The sequence below is a fragment of the Cupriavidus necator genome, from assembly GCF_013141915.1.
GTDB lineage: Bacteria > Pseudomonadota > Gammaproteobacteria > Burkholderiales > Burkholderiaceae > Cupriavidus > Cupriavidus necator_B.
Map to the genome: position 1 here is coordinate 220,498 of NZ_SROX01000002.1, position 17,100 is coordinate 237,597.

Annotated in this window: 16 protein-coding genes; 10 read left to right on the top strand and 6 right to left on the bottom strand. The window is 68.8% G+C overall.

What is annotated here, in order from left to right; translation table 11 throughout:
- The first annotated feature begins 23 nt into the window (after positions 1-23).
- A complete protein-coding gene (locus E5S69_RS05985; RefSeq protein ID WP_171514108.1) occupies positions 24-1,166 on the top strand; it encodes a helix-turn-helix transcriptional regulator in 1,143 nt (380 codons plus the stop codon).
- Positions 1,167-1,194: 28 nt separating this feature from the next.
- On the opposite strand, the gene E5S69_RS05990 is transcribed toward E5S69_RS05985, so the two are convergent.
- Positions 1,195-2,214, bottom strand: a complete 1,020-nt coding sequence (locus tag E5S69_RS05990; RefSeq protein WP_171514109.1) for a Bug family tripartite tricarboxylate transporter substrate binding protein — start codon at positions 2,212-2,214, stop codon at positions 1,195-1,197.
- 185 nt (positions 2,215-2,399) lie between these two features.
- Positions 2,400-5,411 carry an SNF2-related protein gene (locus E5S69_RS05995; RefSeq protein WP_171514110.1) on the bottom strand — a complete coding sequence of 1,004 codons (3,012 nt, stop codon included), beginning with the start codon at positions 5,409-5,411 and terminating at the stop codon, positions 2,400-2,402.
- Between the two features lie 181 nt (positions 5,412-5,592).
- Here E5S69_RS05995 and E5S69_RS06000 point away from each other — a divergent pair, with 181 nt between their 5' ends.
- The 6 genes from E5S69_RS06000 to E5S69_RS06025 all read left to right on the top strand — a co-directional run bounded on the left by E5S69_RS06000 (position 5,593) and on the right by E5S69_RS06025 (position 10,147).
- Positions 5,593-6,513 carry a branched-chain amino acid transaminase gene (locus E5S69_RS06000; RefSeq protein ID WP_116355690.1) on the top strand — a complete coding sequence of 307 codons (921 nt, stop codon included), beginning with the start codon at positions 5,593-5,595 and terminating at the stop codon, positions 6,511-6,513.
- Positions 6,514-6,611: 98 nt separating this feature from the next.
- Positions 6,612-6,806: a zinc-finger domain-containing protein gene (locus E5S69_RS06005; protein WP_010812205.1), complete on the top strand. Its 195-nt coding sequence runs from the start codon at positions 6,612-6,614 to the stop codon at positions 6,804-6,806.
- A 118-nt stretch (positions 6,807-6,924) separates the two neighbouring features.
- Positions 6,925-7,947, top strand: a complete 1,023-nt coding sequence (waaF, locus tag E5S69_RS06010; RefSeq protein ID WP_171514111.1) for a lipopolysaccharide heptosyltransferase II — start codon at positions 6,925-6,927, stop codon at positions 7,945-7,947.
- Between the two features lie 31 nt (positions 7,948-7,978).
- On the top strand, positions 7,979-8,419 hold the full coding sequence (locus E5S69_RS06015) for a YybH family protein (protein ID WP_116355688.1): 441 nt from the start codon (positions 7,979-7,981) through the stop codon (positions 8,417-8,419).
- 42 nt (positions 8,420-8,461) lie between these two features.
- On the top strand, positions 8,462-9,544 hold the full coding sequence (locus tag E5S69_RS06020) for a YheT family hydrolase (protein WP_171514112.1): 1,083 nt from the start codon (positions 8,462-8,464) through the stop codon (positions 9,542-9,544).
- Positions 9,545-9,574: 30 nt separating this feature from the next.
- Entirely contained in the window at positions 9,575-10,147 is a 573-nt protein-coding gene (locus tag E5S69_RS06025) for a DUF2946 family protein (protein WP_171514449.1), read from the top strand.
- Positions 10,148-10,154: 7 nt separating this feature from the next.
- Here E5S69_RS06025 and E5S69_RS06030 read toward each other — a convergent pair whose 3' ends face one another.
- The gene (locus tag E5S69_RS06030) at positions 10,155-11,930 is read right to left on the bottom strand and encodes a M48 family metalloprotease (RefSeq protein ID WP_171514113.1); all 1,776 of its coding nucleotides are present in this window, start codon (positions 11,928-11,930) and stop codon (positions 10,155-10,157) included.
- Positions 11,931-11,981: 51 nt separating this feature from the next.
- On the opposite strand from E5S69_RS06030, the gene moaC reads away from it, so the two are divergent.
- The 3 genes from moaC to E5S69_RS06045 all read left to right on the top strand — a co-directional run bounded on the left by moaC (position 11,982) and on the right by E5S69_RS06045 (position 13,662).
- Positions 11,982-12,461 (top strand): cyclic pyranopterin monophosphate synthase MoaC, encoded by a 480-nt coding sequence (gene moaC, locus E5S69_RS06035; protein WP_112773713.1) that lies wholly within the window; start codon positions 11,982-11,984, stop codon positions 12,459-12,461.
- A gap of 235 nt (positions 12,462-12,696) precedes the next feature.
- Positions 12,697-13,131: a hypothetical protein gene (locus tag E5S69_RS06040; protein WP_171514114.1), complete on the top strand. Its 435-nt coding sequence runs from the start codon at positions 12,697-12,699 to the stop codon at positions 13,129-13,131.
- A gap of 15 nt (positions 13,132-13,146) precedes the next feature.
- Positions 13,147-13,662, top strand: a complete 516-nt coding sequence (locus tag E5S69_RS06045) for a hypothetical protein (RefSeq protein ID WP_171514115.1) — start codon at positions 13,147-13,149, stop codon at positions 13,660-13,662.
- Position 13,663: 1 nt separating this feature from the next.
- Here E5S69_RS06045 and E5S69_RS06050 read toward each other — a convergent pair whose 3' ends face one another.
- From E5S69_RS06050 to E5S69_RS06060, 3 genes are all read right to left on the bottom strand, one after another.
- Complete coding sequence (locus E5S69_RS06050) at positions 13,664-15,481, bottom strand: PglL family O-oligosaccharyltransferase (RefSeq protein ID WP_171514116.1); 1,818 nt, start codon at positions 15,479-15,481, stop codon at positions 13,664-13,666.
- A gap of 106 nt (positions 15,482-15,587) precedes the next feature.
- Entirely contained in the window at positions 15,588-16,058 is a 471-nt protein-coding gene (locus tag E5S69_RS06055) for a pilin (RefSeq protein WP_171514117.1), read from the bottom strand.
- A gap of 317 nt (positions 16,059-16,375) precedes the next feature.
- Entirely contained in the window at positions 16,376-17,071 is a 696-nt protein-coding gene (locus tag E5S69_RS06060; RefSeq protein WP_171514118.1) for a YjbE family putative metal transport protein, read from the bottom strand.
- Between the last annotated feature and the right edge of the window lie 29 nt (positions 17,072-17,100).

The window sequence follows — 17,100 nt, forward strand, 5'->3', positions numbered from 1 at the left end:
AAGAAGTAAAAAGAAGGGAAGCCATGAGCGACACACAGATGCACGACACCATTCGCGCGCTGTACGAGGGGATTTTCGACGCCGACGCGTGGCAGCGCAGCCTGGGCGCGCTGTGCCAGGCCAGCGGCAGCACCCACGCGCACCTGCTCGTGCTCGACACCGTCCACGAGCGCGTGCTGGTGCACCAGGAGGTCAACCCGATGCCCGAGGCCGTGGCCACGTACCGCGAACATTTCGCCGCGATCGATCCGGCGCTGCCGTTTGCCCGGCGCATGGCGGTGGGCAGCTGGTATATCGATTCGCGCGAGCTGGGCCCGCAGGTCATGCGGCAGTCGCCGTTCTACGGCGAATTCCTGCGGCCGATCGAACAGTCGTCGGTGATGGCCTGCCTGATCGAGCGCCAGCCGCACTACGACGTCTTGCTGTCGCTGCAGCGCCCGTACGGCCACGACCACTACTCACCCGAGGATGCACGCGCGCTCGACTGGGCGATCCCGCACATGCGCCAGGCCATGGCGCTGCGCGAGCGCACCCACCAGGTGTCGGCGCTGGCGCATGCATCGTCGCAGCTGATGGAGCGGCTGCCATTCGGCGTGATCGTGTTCCGCGACGACGGCAAGCCGCTGCTGGCCAACAGCATCGGCGAAGCCTGGGTGCGCCGGCTGCTGCCGGCGGTGTCGATCGAAACCAGCGCCGTCGCGTCGCCGCTTGCGGGCGCCCGCGACGATGGCGGCTGGACCCTGTCGCGTCCGTTCGCGGACGCGCTGCGGGCGGTGTGCGACCCCGCCAGCGCGCAGCCGGCGCAGGCGCTGCGCGCCGCCGACGGCGCGGGCCGGCAGGCGCAGGTGATCCTGCTGCCGCTGCCCCCGGCCCATCACCTGGCGCTGGACTGGCAGCGCCCCAGCGTGCTGGTGGCGATTCACGAACCGGGCGCCGCGCCGATGACGCTGCCGACCGTCTTGCGCGACCTCTACGGCCTGACGCCGGCGGAAATCCGGCTGGCCTTGCAGCTGTCCTCGGGCATCGGCCTGCCCGAGGCTTGCGAGCTGATCGGCATCCGGCGCGAGACCGGGCGTACGCAGCTCAAGGCCATCTTCACCAAGACCGGCACCGGCACGCAGGCGCAGCTGGCGCACCTGCTGACGCGGCTGGGGGTGCGCGCCTAGCTGCGCACGCAGCCGGCCGCGGGATCGATCAGTCGATCGACGCGCCCACGGTCTTGACCACCCCCGCCCACTTCTGGCGGTCCGCCTTCACCGTGGCCTTGAACTGGTCCACGGTCTCGACCCGCGGCGTGTTGCCGGCATCGATCAGCTTCTGGCGGATCGCCGGCGTTTCCAGTGCCACCTTGACCGCGTCATTGATCTTGCGCGCGATCTTCGGGTCCAGCCCCTTCGGCCCGAACAAGCCGAACCAGATGGTGCTGTTGAAGCCAGGCAGGCCGCTCTCGGCAATGGTCGGCACATCGGGAATCACCTGCACGCGCTGGCGGGTGGTCACGCCCAGCAGGCGCACCTTGCCGGCGCGGAACTGCGGCAGCACGCTCTGTACCTGGTTGAAGATGCAGCAGACCTCGCCCTTGACCACCGCCTGCAGCGCATCCGGGCCGCCCTTGTAGGGCACGTGCACCATGTCGAGCCCGGCGCGGGCGTTGAACTCGGCAAACGCCAGGTGCGTGCCGGTGCCGTTGCCGGTGGAGGCAAAGTTGTACTTGCCGGGATTGGCCTTGACCTTCTCGATGAATTCCTTGACTGACTTGACGTCAAGCACGGCCGGGTTGACGGTCAGCACGTTGGAGACCTCGACCAGCGGCGCGATCGGGGTGAAATCGGCGTCGGCATCGAACGGCAGGGTCTTGTACAGCGCCGGGTTGATGCCGTGCGTGGCGGCGGTGCCCAGCAGCAGCGTATAGCCGTCCGGCTTGGCATGTGCCACCACCTCGGAGGCAACGTTGCCGCCGGCGCCCGGCCGGTAGTCGTAGATGATGGTGGTCTTCAGCGTTTTCTGCAGCGATTCCTGCAGTGTGCGGCCGACGATGTCGACGCCGGAGCCCGCGGTGAAGCCCATCAGGATCGTCACCGGCTGGGTCGGCCACTCACCTTGCGCGTGGGCGGGCAGGCTGACCGTGCTGACGGCTGCGGCGGCGCACAGCGCGGCCACCCGGGCGGCGGAACGGAAGGACAAGCGCGGAAGCAGGCGGGACGAGTTGGGCATGGGGGCACCGTCGGTGAAGGTCAGCAAAAAGCGGCCCGGCGCGGCGGGCCGGCGCGATGGCCGGGATCTGAGCCCCGGGCCAGCGCAACAAGATAGCAAGGTTCCTGCCAAAACCAAACGACTGAGTTGGCCTGAAGGTATGCCGTGCTGGCATATGGCTGCGTTCAAACGGCGCCCGGCGGCAATCAGCGCCGCAGCAGGCCAACCAGCTCATCGACATCCGGCAGCGGCGCGCCACTGCCCGCCGCGCTGTCGTCGTCCGCCTCCAGCAGGCCGTCGGCCAGCGCGCGCTTGTCGCGGTGCAGGTCGACGATGCGCTCCTCGATGGTGCCCGCATTGATCAGCCGGTACACCGTAACGGGGCGTTGCTGGCCGATGCGGTGCGCGCGGCCCATGGCCTGGTCTTCGGCGGCGGGGTTCCACCACGGGTCGGCGATGATCACGTAGTCGGCCGCGGTCAGGTTCAGGCCGAAGCCGCCGGCCTTCAGGCTGATCAGGAAGACATCGCCCGCGCCGGACTGGAACGCGGCCACGCGGCGCGTGCGCTCGGCCGCGGGCGTGGCGCCGTCCAGGTATTGCAGCGCCAGCCCGGCCCGCTCCAGCCCCTGGCGCAGCAACTGCAGGAAATCGACGAACTGGCTGAACACCAGCGTCTTGTGGCCGCTGGCCGCCAGCCCGCTGGCCAGCTCGACGAAGGCACGCAGCTTGGCGCCTTCGCCCAACTGGCCCGCCAGCTCCGGCGTGACCAGGCGCGGGTCGCACGCCGCGCGGCGCAGCCGCATCAGTTGCGCCAGCACGTGGATGCGCGCCGGCGCCTGGTGCTGGGCCTGCGCCAGCGCGCGCGCGCGGGCACCGGCGGGCGCAGCGCGGGTGGCCTTGCGCGCGGCCTCGACGCGCGCCAGCGCGGCTTCGGCCTCGGTCTGGGCCTGGCGGCGCAGCGCCTCGTAGTGCGCGGCTTCGACCGGCTCGGGCTCGACCCGGAGCACCAGCTCGGTACGCGGCGGCAGTTCGTCCAGCACCTGCGCCTTGGTCCGCCGCAGCACGAACGGCGCGATCATGCGGCGCAGCCGCAGGCGCGCCTCGCTGCTGCCGCCGCGTTCGATCGGGTTGGCGAAATGCTCGTTGAAACGGGCCAGCGAACCGAGCAGGCCCGGATTGCAGAACCGCATCACCGACCACAGCTCGGCCAGCCGATTCTCCACCGGCGTACCGGTCAGCGCCATGAGGAATCCTGACGGCAGCGCAAACATCGCCTGGGCCCGCCGCGTTACCGCGTTCTTGAAGGCCTGGGCCTCGTCGGCCACCACGGTGTGCCATTCGCGCGCGCAGAAGTCCTTGCTGGCCTGCTGCATCAGCGTGTACGAAACGATCACCAGGTCATGCGGCCCAGCCTGCGCCAGCAGCGTGTCGCGGTCGCCCTCGGCATAGACGTGGACATCGAGCGTGGGCGCAAAGCGGCGCGCCTCGGCGGCCCAGTTGCCGCACACCGAAGTCGGCGCGATCACCAGCGCCGCGCCGCCACCGGCGCGCGCCACCAGCACCGCCAGCGCCTGCAGGGTCTTGCCCAGGCCCATGTCGTCGGCCAGGCAGGCGCCCAAACCGGAGGCCGCGAGCGCCATGGCCCAGCGGTAGCCGGCTTCCTGGTAGGGGCGCAGTTCGGCCGCCAGCGTCGCCGGCAGCGCGGCCTCGGTCTCGCGCGCGGCGCGCAGCCGGGCGATGCGCGCGCGGAAATGCGCGTCGGGATCGACGCCCGCGCCGGCCAGCACGTCGTCCAGCCACGGCGTGGCCATCTGCGGCACGCGGATGCCGTCAGGCACAGGTTCGGCCACGCCGGCGAGGTCGCGCAGCCGGCCGCGCAGCGCCCGCGTCAGCGCCACGTAGACGCCCTGTCCCATTGGCACGAAGCGCCCGGCATGGCTGCCGGTCCAGTCGATCAGCATGCCCAGTTCCAGCACCAGGCCCTCGGCCACGCGCAGCTCGCCGGCCAGCCGGTACCACGCGCCGCGGCTCTCGATCTGCACACCCAGCTGCGGCAGGTCGGCGGGCAGCACGCGCAGCGCCTTGCCGCGCGGCCATTCAACGGTCTCTACTGCGGGCAGTTGCGGCAGCGCCTCGACCACCGCCAGCGCCTCCTCCGGATCGTCCAGCGACCACGTGTATTCGCCGCCCGGCAGCGCCAGCGCCACCAACTGCGGCAGCGCGGCAAAGACCTCGGCCACGCTGGCCAGTTCGGCGTCGAGGTCGCGCTGCGTGGACAGGGTCTCGCCGCGCACCGTGGCCATCAGCCGCTCGCGCCCGGCGCCAGGCGCCAGCCGCGGCCCGAGCGGGCCCAGCGGCGTCACCACCAGCCGCAGCGAGATGCCGCGCCCCACCGGCGCCACTTCGGCACGCAGGCGCGCTTCGGCCTCGACGGCGCGCGTGCCGGCCGCGGCATCGGCCTGGATCTGGAACTGGCCGGCGAGCGCGCGCAGGGTCTGGTCGAGCCGCGCGTGGCCTTCCTCGGGGATCGCCAGGCCGTTGCCAATCAGCCGCGCGGCCTCGAACTGCGCCGGGGTATAGCGGATCAGCCGCAAGCGGTGCGGGCCGTCACGCACCACCGTGAGCTGGCGCAGCGCCTCGGCCTCCTGGCGCGCCGCGGCGGGCAGCAGCGCCTCCATCGCGGGCGCCTCGCGCGCAGGCGGGAACAGGCGCAGCACGTAGCGGCCGGCGCTGCGCACGGCCTCCAGCGCGGGCGCGTCCTCGACCACCTCCAGTGTCTGCGTGGGCGCGTGGGCCAGCACCACGCCCGGGTGCCCGGCCAGCGCCATCAGCGCCATGGCGCGGTCGAGCACGTAGCGCCGGTGGTGCGAGGCATCGCGGCGGATGGCGCGCGCCACGCGCGCGTCCCACGGCTCGAGTCGGTCGTCCTCGGCGATTCGCGCCAGCGGCACCGGCCGGGGCTTGCCCCAGCCCTTCGGGCCGCGGACCTGCTCCAGCGGCTCGATCGTGCCGGGCGCGCCGTCGGCATCGAGCGTCAGCGCCCACAGCAGGCGCCGGGCGGGCTGGGCTACGCCGGTTGAGCTGGCGGGGTCGGCGCCGGCGAGCGCGCGCAGCGCGTCCAGCGCCTGCTGCCAGCCGGCTTCCGGCGCCGGCGCGCCAGGGACGTCCGGTATCGCGTCGGGCTGGCGATCGGGGCTGGAATGTGGGCTCGGAGGCACGGCTCGTAGATGAGATCGGTGGGCCGGCGCGCCCGACACGGCGGCGCGCTGCCGCAAACGCGGCGACAATGCCCGGAAAAAGAGGATTCTAGACCGCCGCGGCGCCCGCGCCGCGTTGTGACCCATGCCCCCGGGGCTTACAATATCGTTTTTGCTATTTTCACGGCGCAGGAGAACAGACATGTCGATGGCGGATCGCGACGGCAAGATTTGGATGGACGGCAAGCTGATCGAATGGCGCGACGCCAAGATCCACGTGCTGACGCATACGCTGCACTACGGCATGGGCGTGTTCGAGGGCGTGCGCGCCTACAAGACTCCGGAAGGCACCGCCATCTTCCGCCTGAAGGAACACACCCGCCGCCTGTTCAACTCGGCCAAGATCTTCCAGATGGCCATGCCCTTCGACGAAGCCACGCTCGAGGCCGCCCAGCGCGAAGTGGTGCGCGCCAACAACCTGGAATCGTGCTACATCCGCCCGCTGGTGTGGATCGGCTCGGAAAAGCTGGGCGTGTCGGCCAAGGGCAACACCATCCACGTCGCCATCGCGGCATGGCCGTGGGGCGCGTACCTGGGCGAGGAAGGCATGGAGCGCGGCATCCGCGTGAAGACCTCGTCCTTCACCCGCCACCACGTCAACGTGTCGCTGGTGCGCGCCAAGGCCAGCGGCTACTACATCAACTCGATCCTGGCCAACCAGGAGGCCACCGGCCTCGGCTATGACGAAGCGCTGCTGCTCGACACCGACGGCTACGTCAGCGAAGGCTCGGGCGAGAATGTCTTCATCGTGCGCAACGGCGTGATCTACACCCCGGACCTGGCCTCGTGCCTGGACGGCATCACGCGCGACGCCACCCTGACCATCGCGCGCGACCTGGGCATCGAGGTCCGCGAAAAGCGCATCACGCGCGACGAAATGTACTGCGCCGACGAAGCCTTCTTCACCGGCACCGCCGCCGAAGTCACGCCGATCCGCGAGCTGGACGACCGCATCATCGGCGAAGGCCGCCGCGGCCCGGTGACCAAGCAGATCCAGGACGCATTCTTTGCCGCCGTCGGCGGCACCGACGAAAAGTACAAGAAGTGGCTGACGCTGGTCTGAGCACCAGCCGGCAGTCGACGCGCCCGGCGCCCGCCCCTTGCGGGCGCCGGGCGCGCACCTTGTTTTGACGAACAATAAGCCTTATTCCCTGCAACACCATGACGCAAACCGCGACCATCATCGAAATCGGCGCCGAAGACATTCCGCTGCACTGCCCGACCGCGAACACCCCGGCCTGGAACTACCACCCGCGCGTGTTTCTCGACGTGGCCGACACCGGCGAAGCCAAGTGCCCGTATTGCGGCACCGTCTACAAGCTCAAGCCGGGCACCGTGCTGAAGGGCCACCACTGACCCGAGCCGCCTGCCATCGCACCACCCTGACGCTCCGGGCCGCCTTCCAGCGCCCCGGAGCGTTGGCGTTGCCGGCGCCCGCGCCGCTGCGCCCGTGCCGGCTCCTTGCGCCCCGCCCATGAAGAAAGCCCTCGTCATCGCCCCCAACTGGATCGGCGACGCCCTGATGGCGCAGCCGCTGTTCGCGCTGCTCAAGGCGCGCCATCCGCGCCTGGTCATCGATGCCCTCGCGCCCAAGTGGGTCGCGCCGGTGCTCGCGCGCATGCCGGAAATCGGCCGCGTGTTCCCGTCCGACCTTGCGCACGGCAAGCTGCAGCTGTCGGCGCGGCTGATGTTCGCGCAGCAGCTGAAGAACGAAGGCTATGACCTCGCCTACGTGCTGCCGAACTCGCTCAAGTCAGCGCTGATCCCGTGGCTGGCAGGCATTCCGCTGCGCATCGGCTATCGCGGCGAAGCGCGCTTCGGCATGCTCAACGTGCGCCACGCCAATCCGCCGCGCGACCACCGCCCGCCAATGGTCGAGCACTATGCCCGGCTGGCGCTCAAGCCTGGCGCGCGCCTGCCCGAGAACCTGACCGAGCCGCGCCTGCGCGTGGACCCGGCGCGCGTGGCGGCCACCGCCGAGCGCTTCGGGCTGGCCCCGCACACGCGCGTGATCGCGTTCTGCCCCGGCGCGGAATTCGGCCCGGCCAAGCGCTGGCCCGCGGCCCATTTCGCCAAGCTGGCGCAGATGCTGCGGCGCTCCTACCCCTACGCGCAGATGATCGCGCTGGGCTCGGCCAAGGACGCCGAGATCGCCGCCGAAATCACCAGCGAGGCGCCGTTCGTGCGCAACCTGTGCGGCCAGACCTCGCTCGACGACGCCGTGGACCTGCTGGCGCTGTCCGAAGCCGCGGTCTGCAATGACTCCGGCCTGATGCACGTGACCGCGGCGCTGGGCCGGCCCCAGGTGGCGGTGTACGGCTCGAGCGATCCGCGCCACACGCCGCCGCTGTCACAGGCAGCGAGTATCATGTGGCTGCAGCTGGAGTGCAGTCCGTGCTTCAAGCGCGAGTGCCCACTGGGCCACCTGCGCTGCCTGAAAGAAATCGAACCGGAAATGGTGTTCGTCGAGCTGCGCAAGCTGCTGCACCGGCCCTGACCTCCCTGCCCTTTCCACGTCCATTGCCACCATGCCTCGCTTTGCCCGCCTGTTCGATTCCGCCGAAGACATCGTCGAAGCTTTCCGCGAAGCGCTGAAGCTGCGCGACGCCGAAGGCGCGCTGCGCCTGTGGCTGGACGAAGACTCGATCACCTGCGTGCTGCCCGACGGGCAGCGCCTGATCGGCCACGAGCAGCTGCGCCAGGCGTTCTCGCAATTGCTGGAAGAGCAGCCGGTGCTGGTCGACGCCATCGAGACCAGCAGCCATGCCTCGATGGCCGTGTCGATCTTCGACGTGACCGAGGCGCTGCGCTTCGGCAGCGACCGCGTCGAGGCCGACCTGTACGTCCACACCACCTACGTGCTGATGCAGAACCACGAAGGCTGGCGCCTGGCGCATATCCACTGCAGCCCGGCCAACGCGGTGCAGGTCGCCGCCGTGGCCGCCACGCCGGGCCAGGCGCTGCACTGAAACCGCGGCCGCGCAGCGGCCCGTCGCCACCACATTGCCGGCATGACGCAGCTCCCGCACCACCGCCTGCCGCACGCGGTCCAGGCCGACCTGGCGACTGCATCGCATAGCTACGGCGGCAACATGCCGATGCCGTGGTGGCTGCGCGGCGGCCACGCGCAAACCATCATCCCCGCGCGCTTCACGCGCCGCCCGCCACGCGTCGGTTTTCGCCGCGAACGCTGGACCACGCCCGACCACGACTTCATCGACCTCGACTGGACCACGCACGCGGTGCAGGCCGATACTCCGCTGGTGGTGATGTTCCACGGGCTGGAAGGCGACTCCGGCAGCCACTACGCGCAGGCGCTGATGCATGCACTGGCGCTGCGCGGCTGGCAGGGCGTGATCCCGCATTTCCGCGGCTGCTCGGGCGAACTCAACCTGGCGCCGCGCTTCTACCACTCGGGCGATTCGGCGGAAATCCGCTGGGTGCTGGAGCGCCTGCGCCAGCACCACTGCGCTAACGGGCGCAAGCTGCTGGTGGTAGGCATCTCGCTGGGCGGCAATGCGCTGCTGCGCATGCTGGGCGAGGACGGCAGCCGCGCCGGGCACGTGCATGCGGCCGCGGCGATCTCGGCGCCGCTGGACCTGGCCGCGGGCGGCGCGGCGCTGTCGGTTGGCTTCAACCTGGTCTACACGCGCATGTTCCTGCAGACGCTCAAGCGCAAGTCGCTGGCCAAGCTGGAACAGTTCCCGGGCCTGTTCGACCGCGACACGATGCTGGCCAGCCGCGACCTGTACGCCTTCGACAACGTCGTCACCGCGCCGCTGCACGGCTTTGCCGATACCGACGACTACTGGCGCCGCGCCGCGAGCAAACCCGTGCTGCGCGACATCGCCGTGCCCACGCTGGTGCTCAACGCGCGCAACGATCCCTTCCTGCCAGGCCAGCACCTGCCCGGCCCCGCCGACGTCAGCCTGCAGGTCTGGCTGGAACAGCCCGAGCACGGCGGCCATGTCGGCTTCATGACCCCGCCCGCGGGCTGGCGCCGGCACCTGCCGCTGCAGGTCGACGGGCGCTTCAGCGGCCATATCGAATGGCTGCCGGCACGGATCCTGCAATTTTTCGACAGCATGATGTAAGGCGGGGCACCGCTCCGCCGGGAGGCAATGATGGACGACATCGTCAGGCAGGCCATGGCACGCTGGCCCAACGTGCCCAATGCCTATGGCTGGCTCGCGCTGGACCGCCGCGGCCAGTGGCGCCTGCGCAATGAATACGCCCAGCAGCACGGGCTCTCGGGCGACCCCATCCGCCATGAAGCGCTGATCGGCTTTATCGAGCGCAACTACCTGTGCGATGAGCGCGGCTGCTGGTACTTCCAGAACGGGCCGCAGCGGGTCTTCGTGTCACTGGGCTATGCGCCGTGGATCGTGCGGCTGCACCAGGGCAGGTTGCAGACCACTACGCGGCAGGCCTTCACGCTGCAGTCATGCTACGCCGACGAGCACGGCAACGTAGTGCTGGCAGGCACCGTGGACGGCGTTGATGGCCCGCAGGCAGCCCTGCTGCACGACCATGACCTGGAGCAGTTCAGCGGCGCCAGCACCTGGCATGGCGAAGCCTGCGGCGCCGACCTGGGCGTGTTCCACCACGATGGCCGCGACCTGCCGATCGAACCGATTGCCGAGAGCGAAGTGCCCAAGCGCTTCGGCTTCGTGCGCCAGCCGGCGTCGACGGAATGAAGCGGGCCTAGTTCGGCATGCCCTTGTTGTCCTGCTTGTCCTCGCGGTACTGGCGCTCCAGCTGGTGCAGCCGCGCATCGACCTCGGAGAGCGTGTAGAAATCGCCATCGCCGGCCTTGCGCGCGATCTGCAGCTGTTCGATGGCAGCCTGGTAGGCGCCATCCATCGCGTACTTTTCCGCCAGCGCCTGGTGTTGCTGCAGCCGCTTGCCCTGGCCCGCGTAGGCGCGCGCGAGCATCTCCCACCATTCGCTGCGGCCGGTCTCCTGGCGCGTGCGCTCGCGCAGGAAACGCACGGCTTCGTCGTGGCGGCCCGAGCCGATCAGGGTCTCGGCGTAAGCCACCGCCACCGCGTGCGACAGCGGGAAGGCCTTCATCGAAGCGCTGGCCTGGGACAGCGCCTCGGGCACCCGGCCCTGCACGCGCGCCAGTTCCACCGCCATCACGTCCAGCATCGGGCTGCCGGAGCTGGCGCCGGGGATATTGCCGTAGAGGCGGCGCGCTTCGGCCAGTTCCTGTTCGGCAGCCGGATAGCGGCGCAGGCGCTGCTCGATAAACGCCAGCGCGTAGTGCAGGGCCGGCGCGCGCAACGTGGAGGCACCCGACAGTTGCGTGCGCAGCGCCGCGCGCAGGTTCTGCAGGTCGCTCGGCGACGCTTCCTGGATCACGCGTGCGCGCATCCGCGCGAACTCGTACTCGGGCGTGTTGGGCACCTTGCGCTGGCTGGCATGGCTGACGCGATCCTGCATGTCGGCGATGCGCTCGGAGGTCAGCGGGTGGGTGCGCACATAAGACGGCACCGAGTTCTCGGCAGTGCCCGAAGCACGCTGCAGCCGCATGAAGAAATCGGGCATGCCCTGCGGATCGAATCCCGCCGCGGTCAGGATCTGGAAGCCGACCCGGTCGGCCTCGCGCTCCGCGCCGCGCGAGAACGACAGCTGGTTGGCGATGGCAGCGCCCTGCCCGCCCATGGCCAGCGCCGCCGCCGCATCCGGGCTGCGCGTCGCGGCGAGCCCGGCCAACACCATCGACGCCAGCGCAATCCACATCGACTGGTCTTGCTGGGTGATGCCGCGCGCGATATGCCGCTGCATCACGTGGCCGATTTCATGGCCCACCACCGAGGCCAGCTCGGATTCGGTATCGGACTGCACCAGCAGCCCGGTGTGCACGCCGATATAGCCGCCCGGCAGGGCAAAGGCGTTGATGCTGCGGTCGCGCACCGCGAACAGGTCGAAGCCGGTGGCGAAGGTGCCCGCGCCGGTGGAGCCGGAGATGCTCTGGCGCCGCGCCGCCTGCACCAGCCGGTAGCCGAGCGCGTTCAGGTAATCGGACAGCAGCGGATCAGCCACGTACAGCGGATCGCGCCGGATATCGCGCATGATGCGGTCGCCCAGGCGTTTTTCCATGTCGGGCGACAGCGCCGCGGTGGACGGGTCGCCAAGGTCCGGCAGCTGCACGCCGCCCGCCTCTACCACTGCGTTGTTGGTGCGCAGGCCGAACTCGGATTTCTGGCCGGCCTTCACACTGCGGTTCAGGTTGTCATAGACCTGGTCGGCGGCCTCGCCCGATGCGGCCGGTACCGGCGTCGCTGGCGCCGCCGCGGTGCGCGGCGTACCTTGTGGCCAGGCCGGTGCCGCGAACGTCAGCGCAAGCAGTGCCGCCAGCGGGCGCCGCCACGGCGACCTGCCGCACCGATGTGACGCGGAGCCGGCAGGAACGGCATCTGCCACGGCGTCACGGCCACATGCGGCAGACCTGCGAAGCGATGGGTGATTTGGCATGTTGCTATGATAGCGGCCTCCCGCACGCAGTTCGCCCCCAGGCTTTCCACCATGACCCAGCTCACTCATTTCGACACCGCCGGACAAGCCCACATGGTCGACGTCGGCGACAAGGCCAGCACCCATCGCGTCGCGGTGGCCACCGGCACCATCACCATGCAGCCCGCCACCTTCGCCCTGGTGCGCGACGGCAGCGCCAAGAAAGGCGACGTGATCGGCATCGCCCGCGTGGCGGCGATCATGGCCACCAAGCGCACCGCCGACCTGATCCCGCTGTGCCATCCGATCGGCCTGACCAAGGTGGCCGTAGAGTTCGCGCTGGACGAGGCCACCGCCACCGTCGCCTGCACCGTGCGCACCGAGACCCGCGGCCAGACCGGCGTGGAGATGGAGGCACTGACCGGCGTGCAGGTGGCGCTGCTGACGATCTATGACATGTGCAAGGCGGTGGACCGCGGCATGGTGATCGGCAATGTGAAGCTGCTGGAGAAGCACGGCGGCAAGTCCGGGGATTGGGTGGCGGCGGATTGAAGCGCTGGTGTTGAATCCCGACGTACGTGACGCTCGCAATACGTGGGGTAAGGGATGACGTGGCCTTGTCTTACTCGAACCTGGTTCCCGAGTAATAAAGGTAACGCCGCATTTCCCCGTGCGCTTTCGCCCACATCTGCGCGTGACAATTTGGTATTCAATATGATTGCGGGCCGCCGCTGGGTCGCGGCCAGCTGACCCTGTCCGCGGCGCGCGCGGGGATGAGGTGGATACCATGAACGGGCGCATGCTCTGCCAGATCGCCCTGGCACTCGCGGCCACGGCCGCAAGCGGCGCCGCCCTTGCCGGGCGGGCCGATTTCCATGATGCCGCCTGGCATGACGGCGATACCCGCGGCGGCATGATCCGGACACGGACCAGCGTGGGCGTCGGCATCTATCTCGGCCCCGGCGCGTTCTACGGTGGCTATCCCTATGGCTACCCCGCTCCGTACTATTACCCGCCCGCCGTGGTCGCGGTACCCGCGGCGCCGCCGCAGTATATCGAGCAGGGACCCAACGGCCCGGTGCCGGCCCCCGGCCCCGACGGCGTCATGCCGCAGCAGGGCTGGTGGTACCACTGCAACCAGCCTGAAGGCTACTACCCTTACGTGGCAGACTGCCCGGGCGGCTGGCAACGCGTACCGGCACAGCCGCCGGCCAATTCCTGACACGGGGGTGACACCATGCATGCCCTGATCCGCGCCACGCTGGCCGTGGCCACCCTCGCCCTTGGCGCTTGCGCCGTGCTGCCCGCGGGACCTAGCGTGATGGCGCTGCCGGGCACCGGCAAGAGCTTCGACCAGTTCCGCACCGACGACTACAACTGCCGGCAATTTGCCTTCGGGCGCGTCGGCGGTGTTTCTTCGGCACAGGCGGCGAACAACGCCGCGGTCGGCAGCGCCGTGGTCGGCACCGCGCTGGGCGCCGCCGCCGGCGCCGCGTTCAACGGCGGCTCGGGCGCGGCGGTGGGCGCGGGCGTCGGCCTGCTCACGGGCGCGGCGGTCGGCGCCGGCAATGCGCAGTACGCCGGCTATGGCACGCAGCAGCAATACGACGCCGCCTACGTGCAATGCATGTACGCGAGCGGCAATCGCGTCCCCGTGCCGGGGCGCGTGGCCGCGGCACCGGTTGCGGCGCCGCGCTACTACTATCCGCCGCCCCCGCCGCCGGTCTACTACAGCCCGTATCCGTACTACTAGGTCAGTCGCGGCCCAGTTGCGCAAGCCGCCGCGAGCGATCGGCCACCCACGCGCAGAACGCCTGCGGGCGCTCATCCGCCTTCACGCCGCGGCACGCCTGCGCGATCGTCGCATATTGCGCGGGCTCGTCGCCAAGGTAGTACCAGCGTAGGCGCTCCATCCATTGCCGGCCTTGCGCGGCATCGCCCGTCAGCGCCAGCAGCCATGCCGTGCGCGCGATCATGGTCGGGGTCGGCAGCAGGTGCACCCCCGCAACATGCGCGGGCAACAATGCCGCGGCATTCTCCGGCGTGATGTCGGCCTGTCCGGCCGCATCGGCCTGCGCATGCTGGCGGAACCAGAAGCGCGGCATCGGCAAGGCCTCGCGGCCCTCGCTGCTGGCATACTCGCGCGCTTCGGCGCGGCGATAGTCCTGCCACATCGTGCCCAGTACCACCGCCGCCACCGCGACAAACGCCAGCGCCAGCCCCCGCGCCACCGGCAACGGCACCTGCCAGCGCCCGATGCCCGCCGGCTCCAGCCAACCGAGCATGAAGCAGAACGGCAGGAAGAAATACAGGTAATGCAGCGGGTATTCCAGCATCGAATGCGCGCACAGCATGGCCAGCCAGGTGAGCACAAGTACCGTTTGCTTGCGCTCCTCGCTATCGCCATGCCACAAGCGAACTCGAACCACGCGCCACAGCCACGCCAGCAGGATTACGCCCACGCCGGCGGTGCCGACGATGCCGGTCTTGGCGAGCAGATCGAGAATCGCGTTGTGGGCGTGGAGCGACATTTCGACTTTGACGCCGACCTGATCCAATTGCTGGAACTGCGCCCAGCCGAACTCACCCCAGCCCACGCCAAACCACGGATGCGCGCGGAACATGGCGATGGCGTGCGCCCAGAGCGCGCTGCGCGCAGACATCTGGTCTTCGGCGCCGAGCTGGGCGACGGTATCGAACAGGCGCCAGTCAAAGGCCTGCCCTGCGGCGCGGATCAGAGGCTGGAGGATCAGCAGCATCGCTACCAGTGCCACGGCCGCAACCAGCAGACCGATTGGCCGCTGCATAGGATCGGCATCGCGCCGCGCGCCTCGTGCGAGCCAGGCTGCAATAAGCGCGTAGACCGTGGCCAAGCCGACATGCAACACGCCGGTGCGCGACCCGGACAGCACGATGCCACTCTCTAGCAGCACCACGGCGACGAGCCACATCGGGAAGCGCAGGCTGCCGCGCGAGGCGAGCCACACCGCGGCCACCAGCGCGAGGCCTTCAACGGTGGCCTGGTGGTTGGGTTGGTTGAGGTTGCCCCAGAGGCGGCGGTTGGTGTCGTAGAAGTAGGTGGAGATCAGGCCGAACGAACGCGATTCGAGGTGGAATAATTGAGCCCACTGCGAGACGGTCCCCAGCAGCCCGGCGATCAGAAACGCAACGGCGAGAGCGTCACCAAGGTCCTGTTCGCTGCCTGACGGAGTGCAACGGTACCACCAGGCGGCGCATGCGACTGTAGCCCCGAGAAGCAACGTGAGGACGGTTAGCAAGCGGCTGCCGGTTGTGTCGGTGTGCCCGAGAGCCGCGAAGATCAGGCTGGCTATGACCAACCAGAGGAATAGCAGTGAGACCAACGATAGCGATGTGGACGGCTTCGTTGTTGACGTTGCCGGTCTGCGGATCACTTGAAAGCCGGCAGCGACCGCAGCAATGCTGCACAGAAGTGCGGCGGTCCACTCGCCGTAAAACGTCGCTAGTGGCAGCGTGTGCCGGGAAACTAGCAGCGGGATGACGATTGCTGCGATGAGAGCAGCCGGCGGGAGGTTTGTCCGGGACGGCGGCATCGAGGCGCTTGGGTAAGGAAAAGGCGCATGATAGCTCGGGCTGCGGATAAAGAAAAAGCGCCCGAAGGCGCTTTCTCGTTGCGTGACTTGTGCTACGGGGCCGTCATTAGCACTTAAGACCACGCTTCCCACCGTCGCACACCGTTCCTGTCGCAACCCAATTGACGTTGACGGCATTTAGAGTCGGGGTCAAAGTCAGAGTTGCTGCAGCATTTGCAGCCGTCGTGGCTTCCAAGGTGGCAACAATAACGCCGTTCGTAATGGAGGTGATACCTGACACGTACTTGGGCAACGGGTCTGCGGCAGTGCCTGCGGGAATTGCAGGGACGTTATTGCTACCAGCACTGCAACCTGTCAGGGTCCCGAGTTCCTGCGAACACATTGCCACGGCGACCTTAAAGCTTTCGAGCCCGGCAAGAGCGCCATTCGCCTTCGTTCGTTGCGTATAGTCTTGATATTGCGGAATCGCGATCGCCGCCAAAATACCAATGATCGCCACCACGATCATCAGTTCGATCAGCGTAAAGCCCTTCTGGACGCGGCGGCCCAGCTTCTTCAGTTGTTGTACCCGTTGCATGATTTGACCCCTCGAAGAGATTTTGGTTAAGCGTTGCACGTCTTCGGTTGCGTGACGCGGGGACGATTGAGCAGCAAGTGTGCCAGCGGCATCCCCCATCGGTAGGGGGTGAAAAGCGACAAATTTCGTCACCCGTCGGGGGGAAGCTTGCCGGTTACGCCAAAAATTGTCACCTGGGACCGCTATCACAAGCAAGCGCGACAAAATGTGCGATCACTCACATGAGTTAGTGGGCATGGGCACCGACCCACGCCGTGCAACGCCCGATGAGAAAAAGGGCGGCCAGTTGGCCGCCCTTCCCCCTCAGCAGATCGACGTCAGGCCGGCTGGGCTGACCGGCGGCTGAGCAGCTTGCCGATGAGCACCACCAGGATGGCGCCGGCGGCGCCGAAGACCAGGTGGGCGTGCGGTACGTGGACTTCGAACCAGGCGGCGTCGACCGGGTCGCTGACCAGCATTTCGCCGGCCAGGTAGCCGAGCAGCGCGGCACCCAGCACGATGATGACCGGGAAGCGCTCCATCACCTTGAGCAGGATGGTGCTGCCGAACACGATCAGCGGGATCGACAGGCCCAGGCCGACGATCAGCAGCAGCAGCTGGCTGCCTTCCGGCCCCTTCTGGGCGGCGGCGGCCACGGCGACCACGTTGTCCAGCGACATCACCAGGTCCGCGATCAGGATGGTGCGGATGGCGGCCCAGATATTGTCCTTGGCGTCGTGGCCTTCCTCGTCGTCATCGCCGGTCAGCAGTTGCACGCCGATATAGACCAGCAGCAAGGCGCCGATGATCTTCAGGTACGGCAGGCTCAGCAGCTTGACCGCGGCCACGGTCAGCACCACGCGCATGATGATGGCGGCGGCGCTGCCCCAGAAGATCGCTTTCTTCTGCTGGGCGGGCGGCAGGTTGCGGGAAGCGAGCGCGATTACCACCGCGTTGTCGCCGGACAGGACGATGTTGGTCAGGATGATCGATCCCAACGCAATCCAGAAAGTGGTGGAAGACAGCATTTCCACGGCGAGGCTCCTCGAGTTCTATGTTGTGG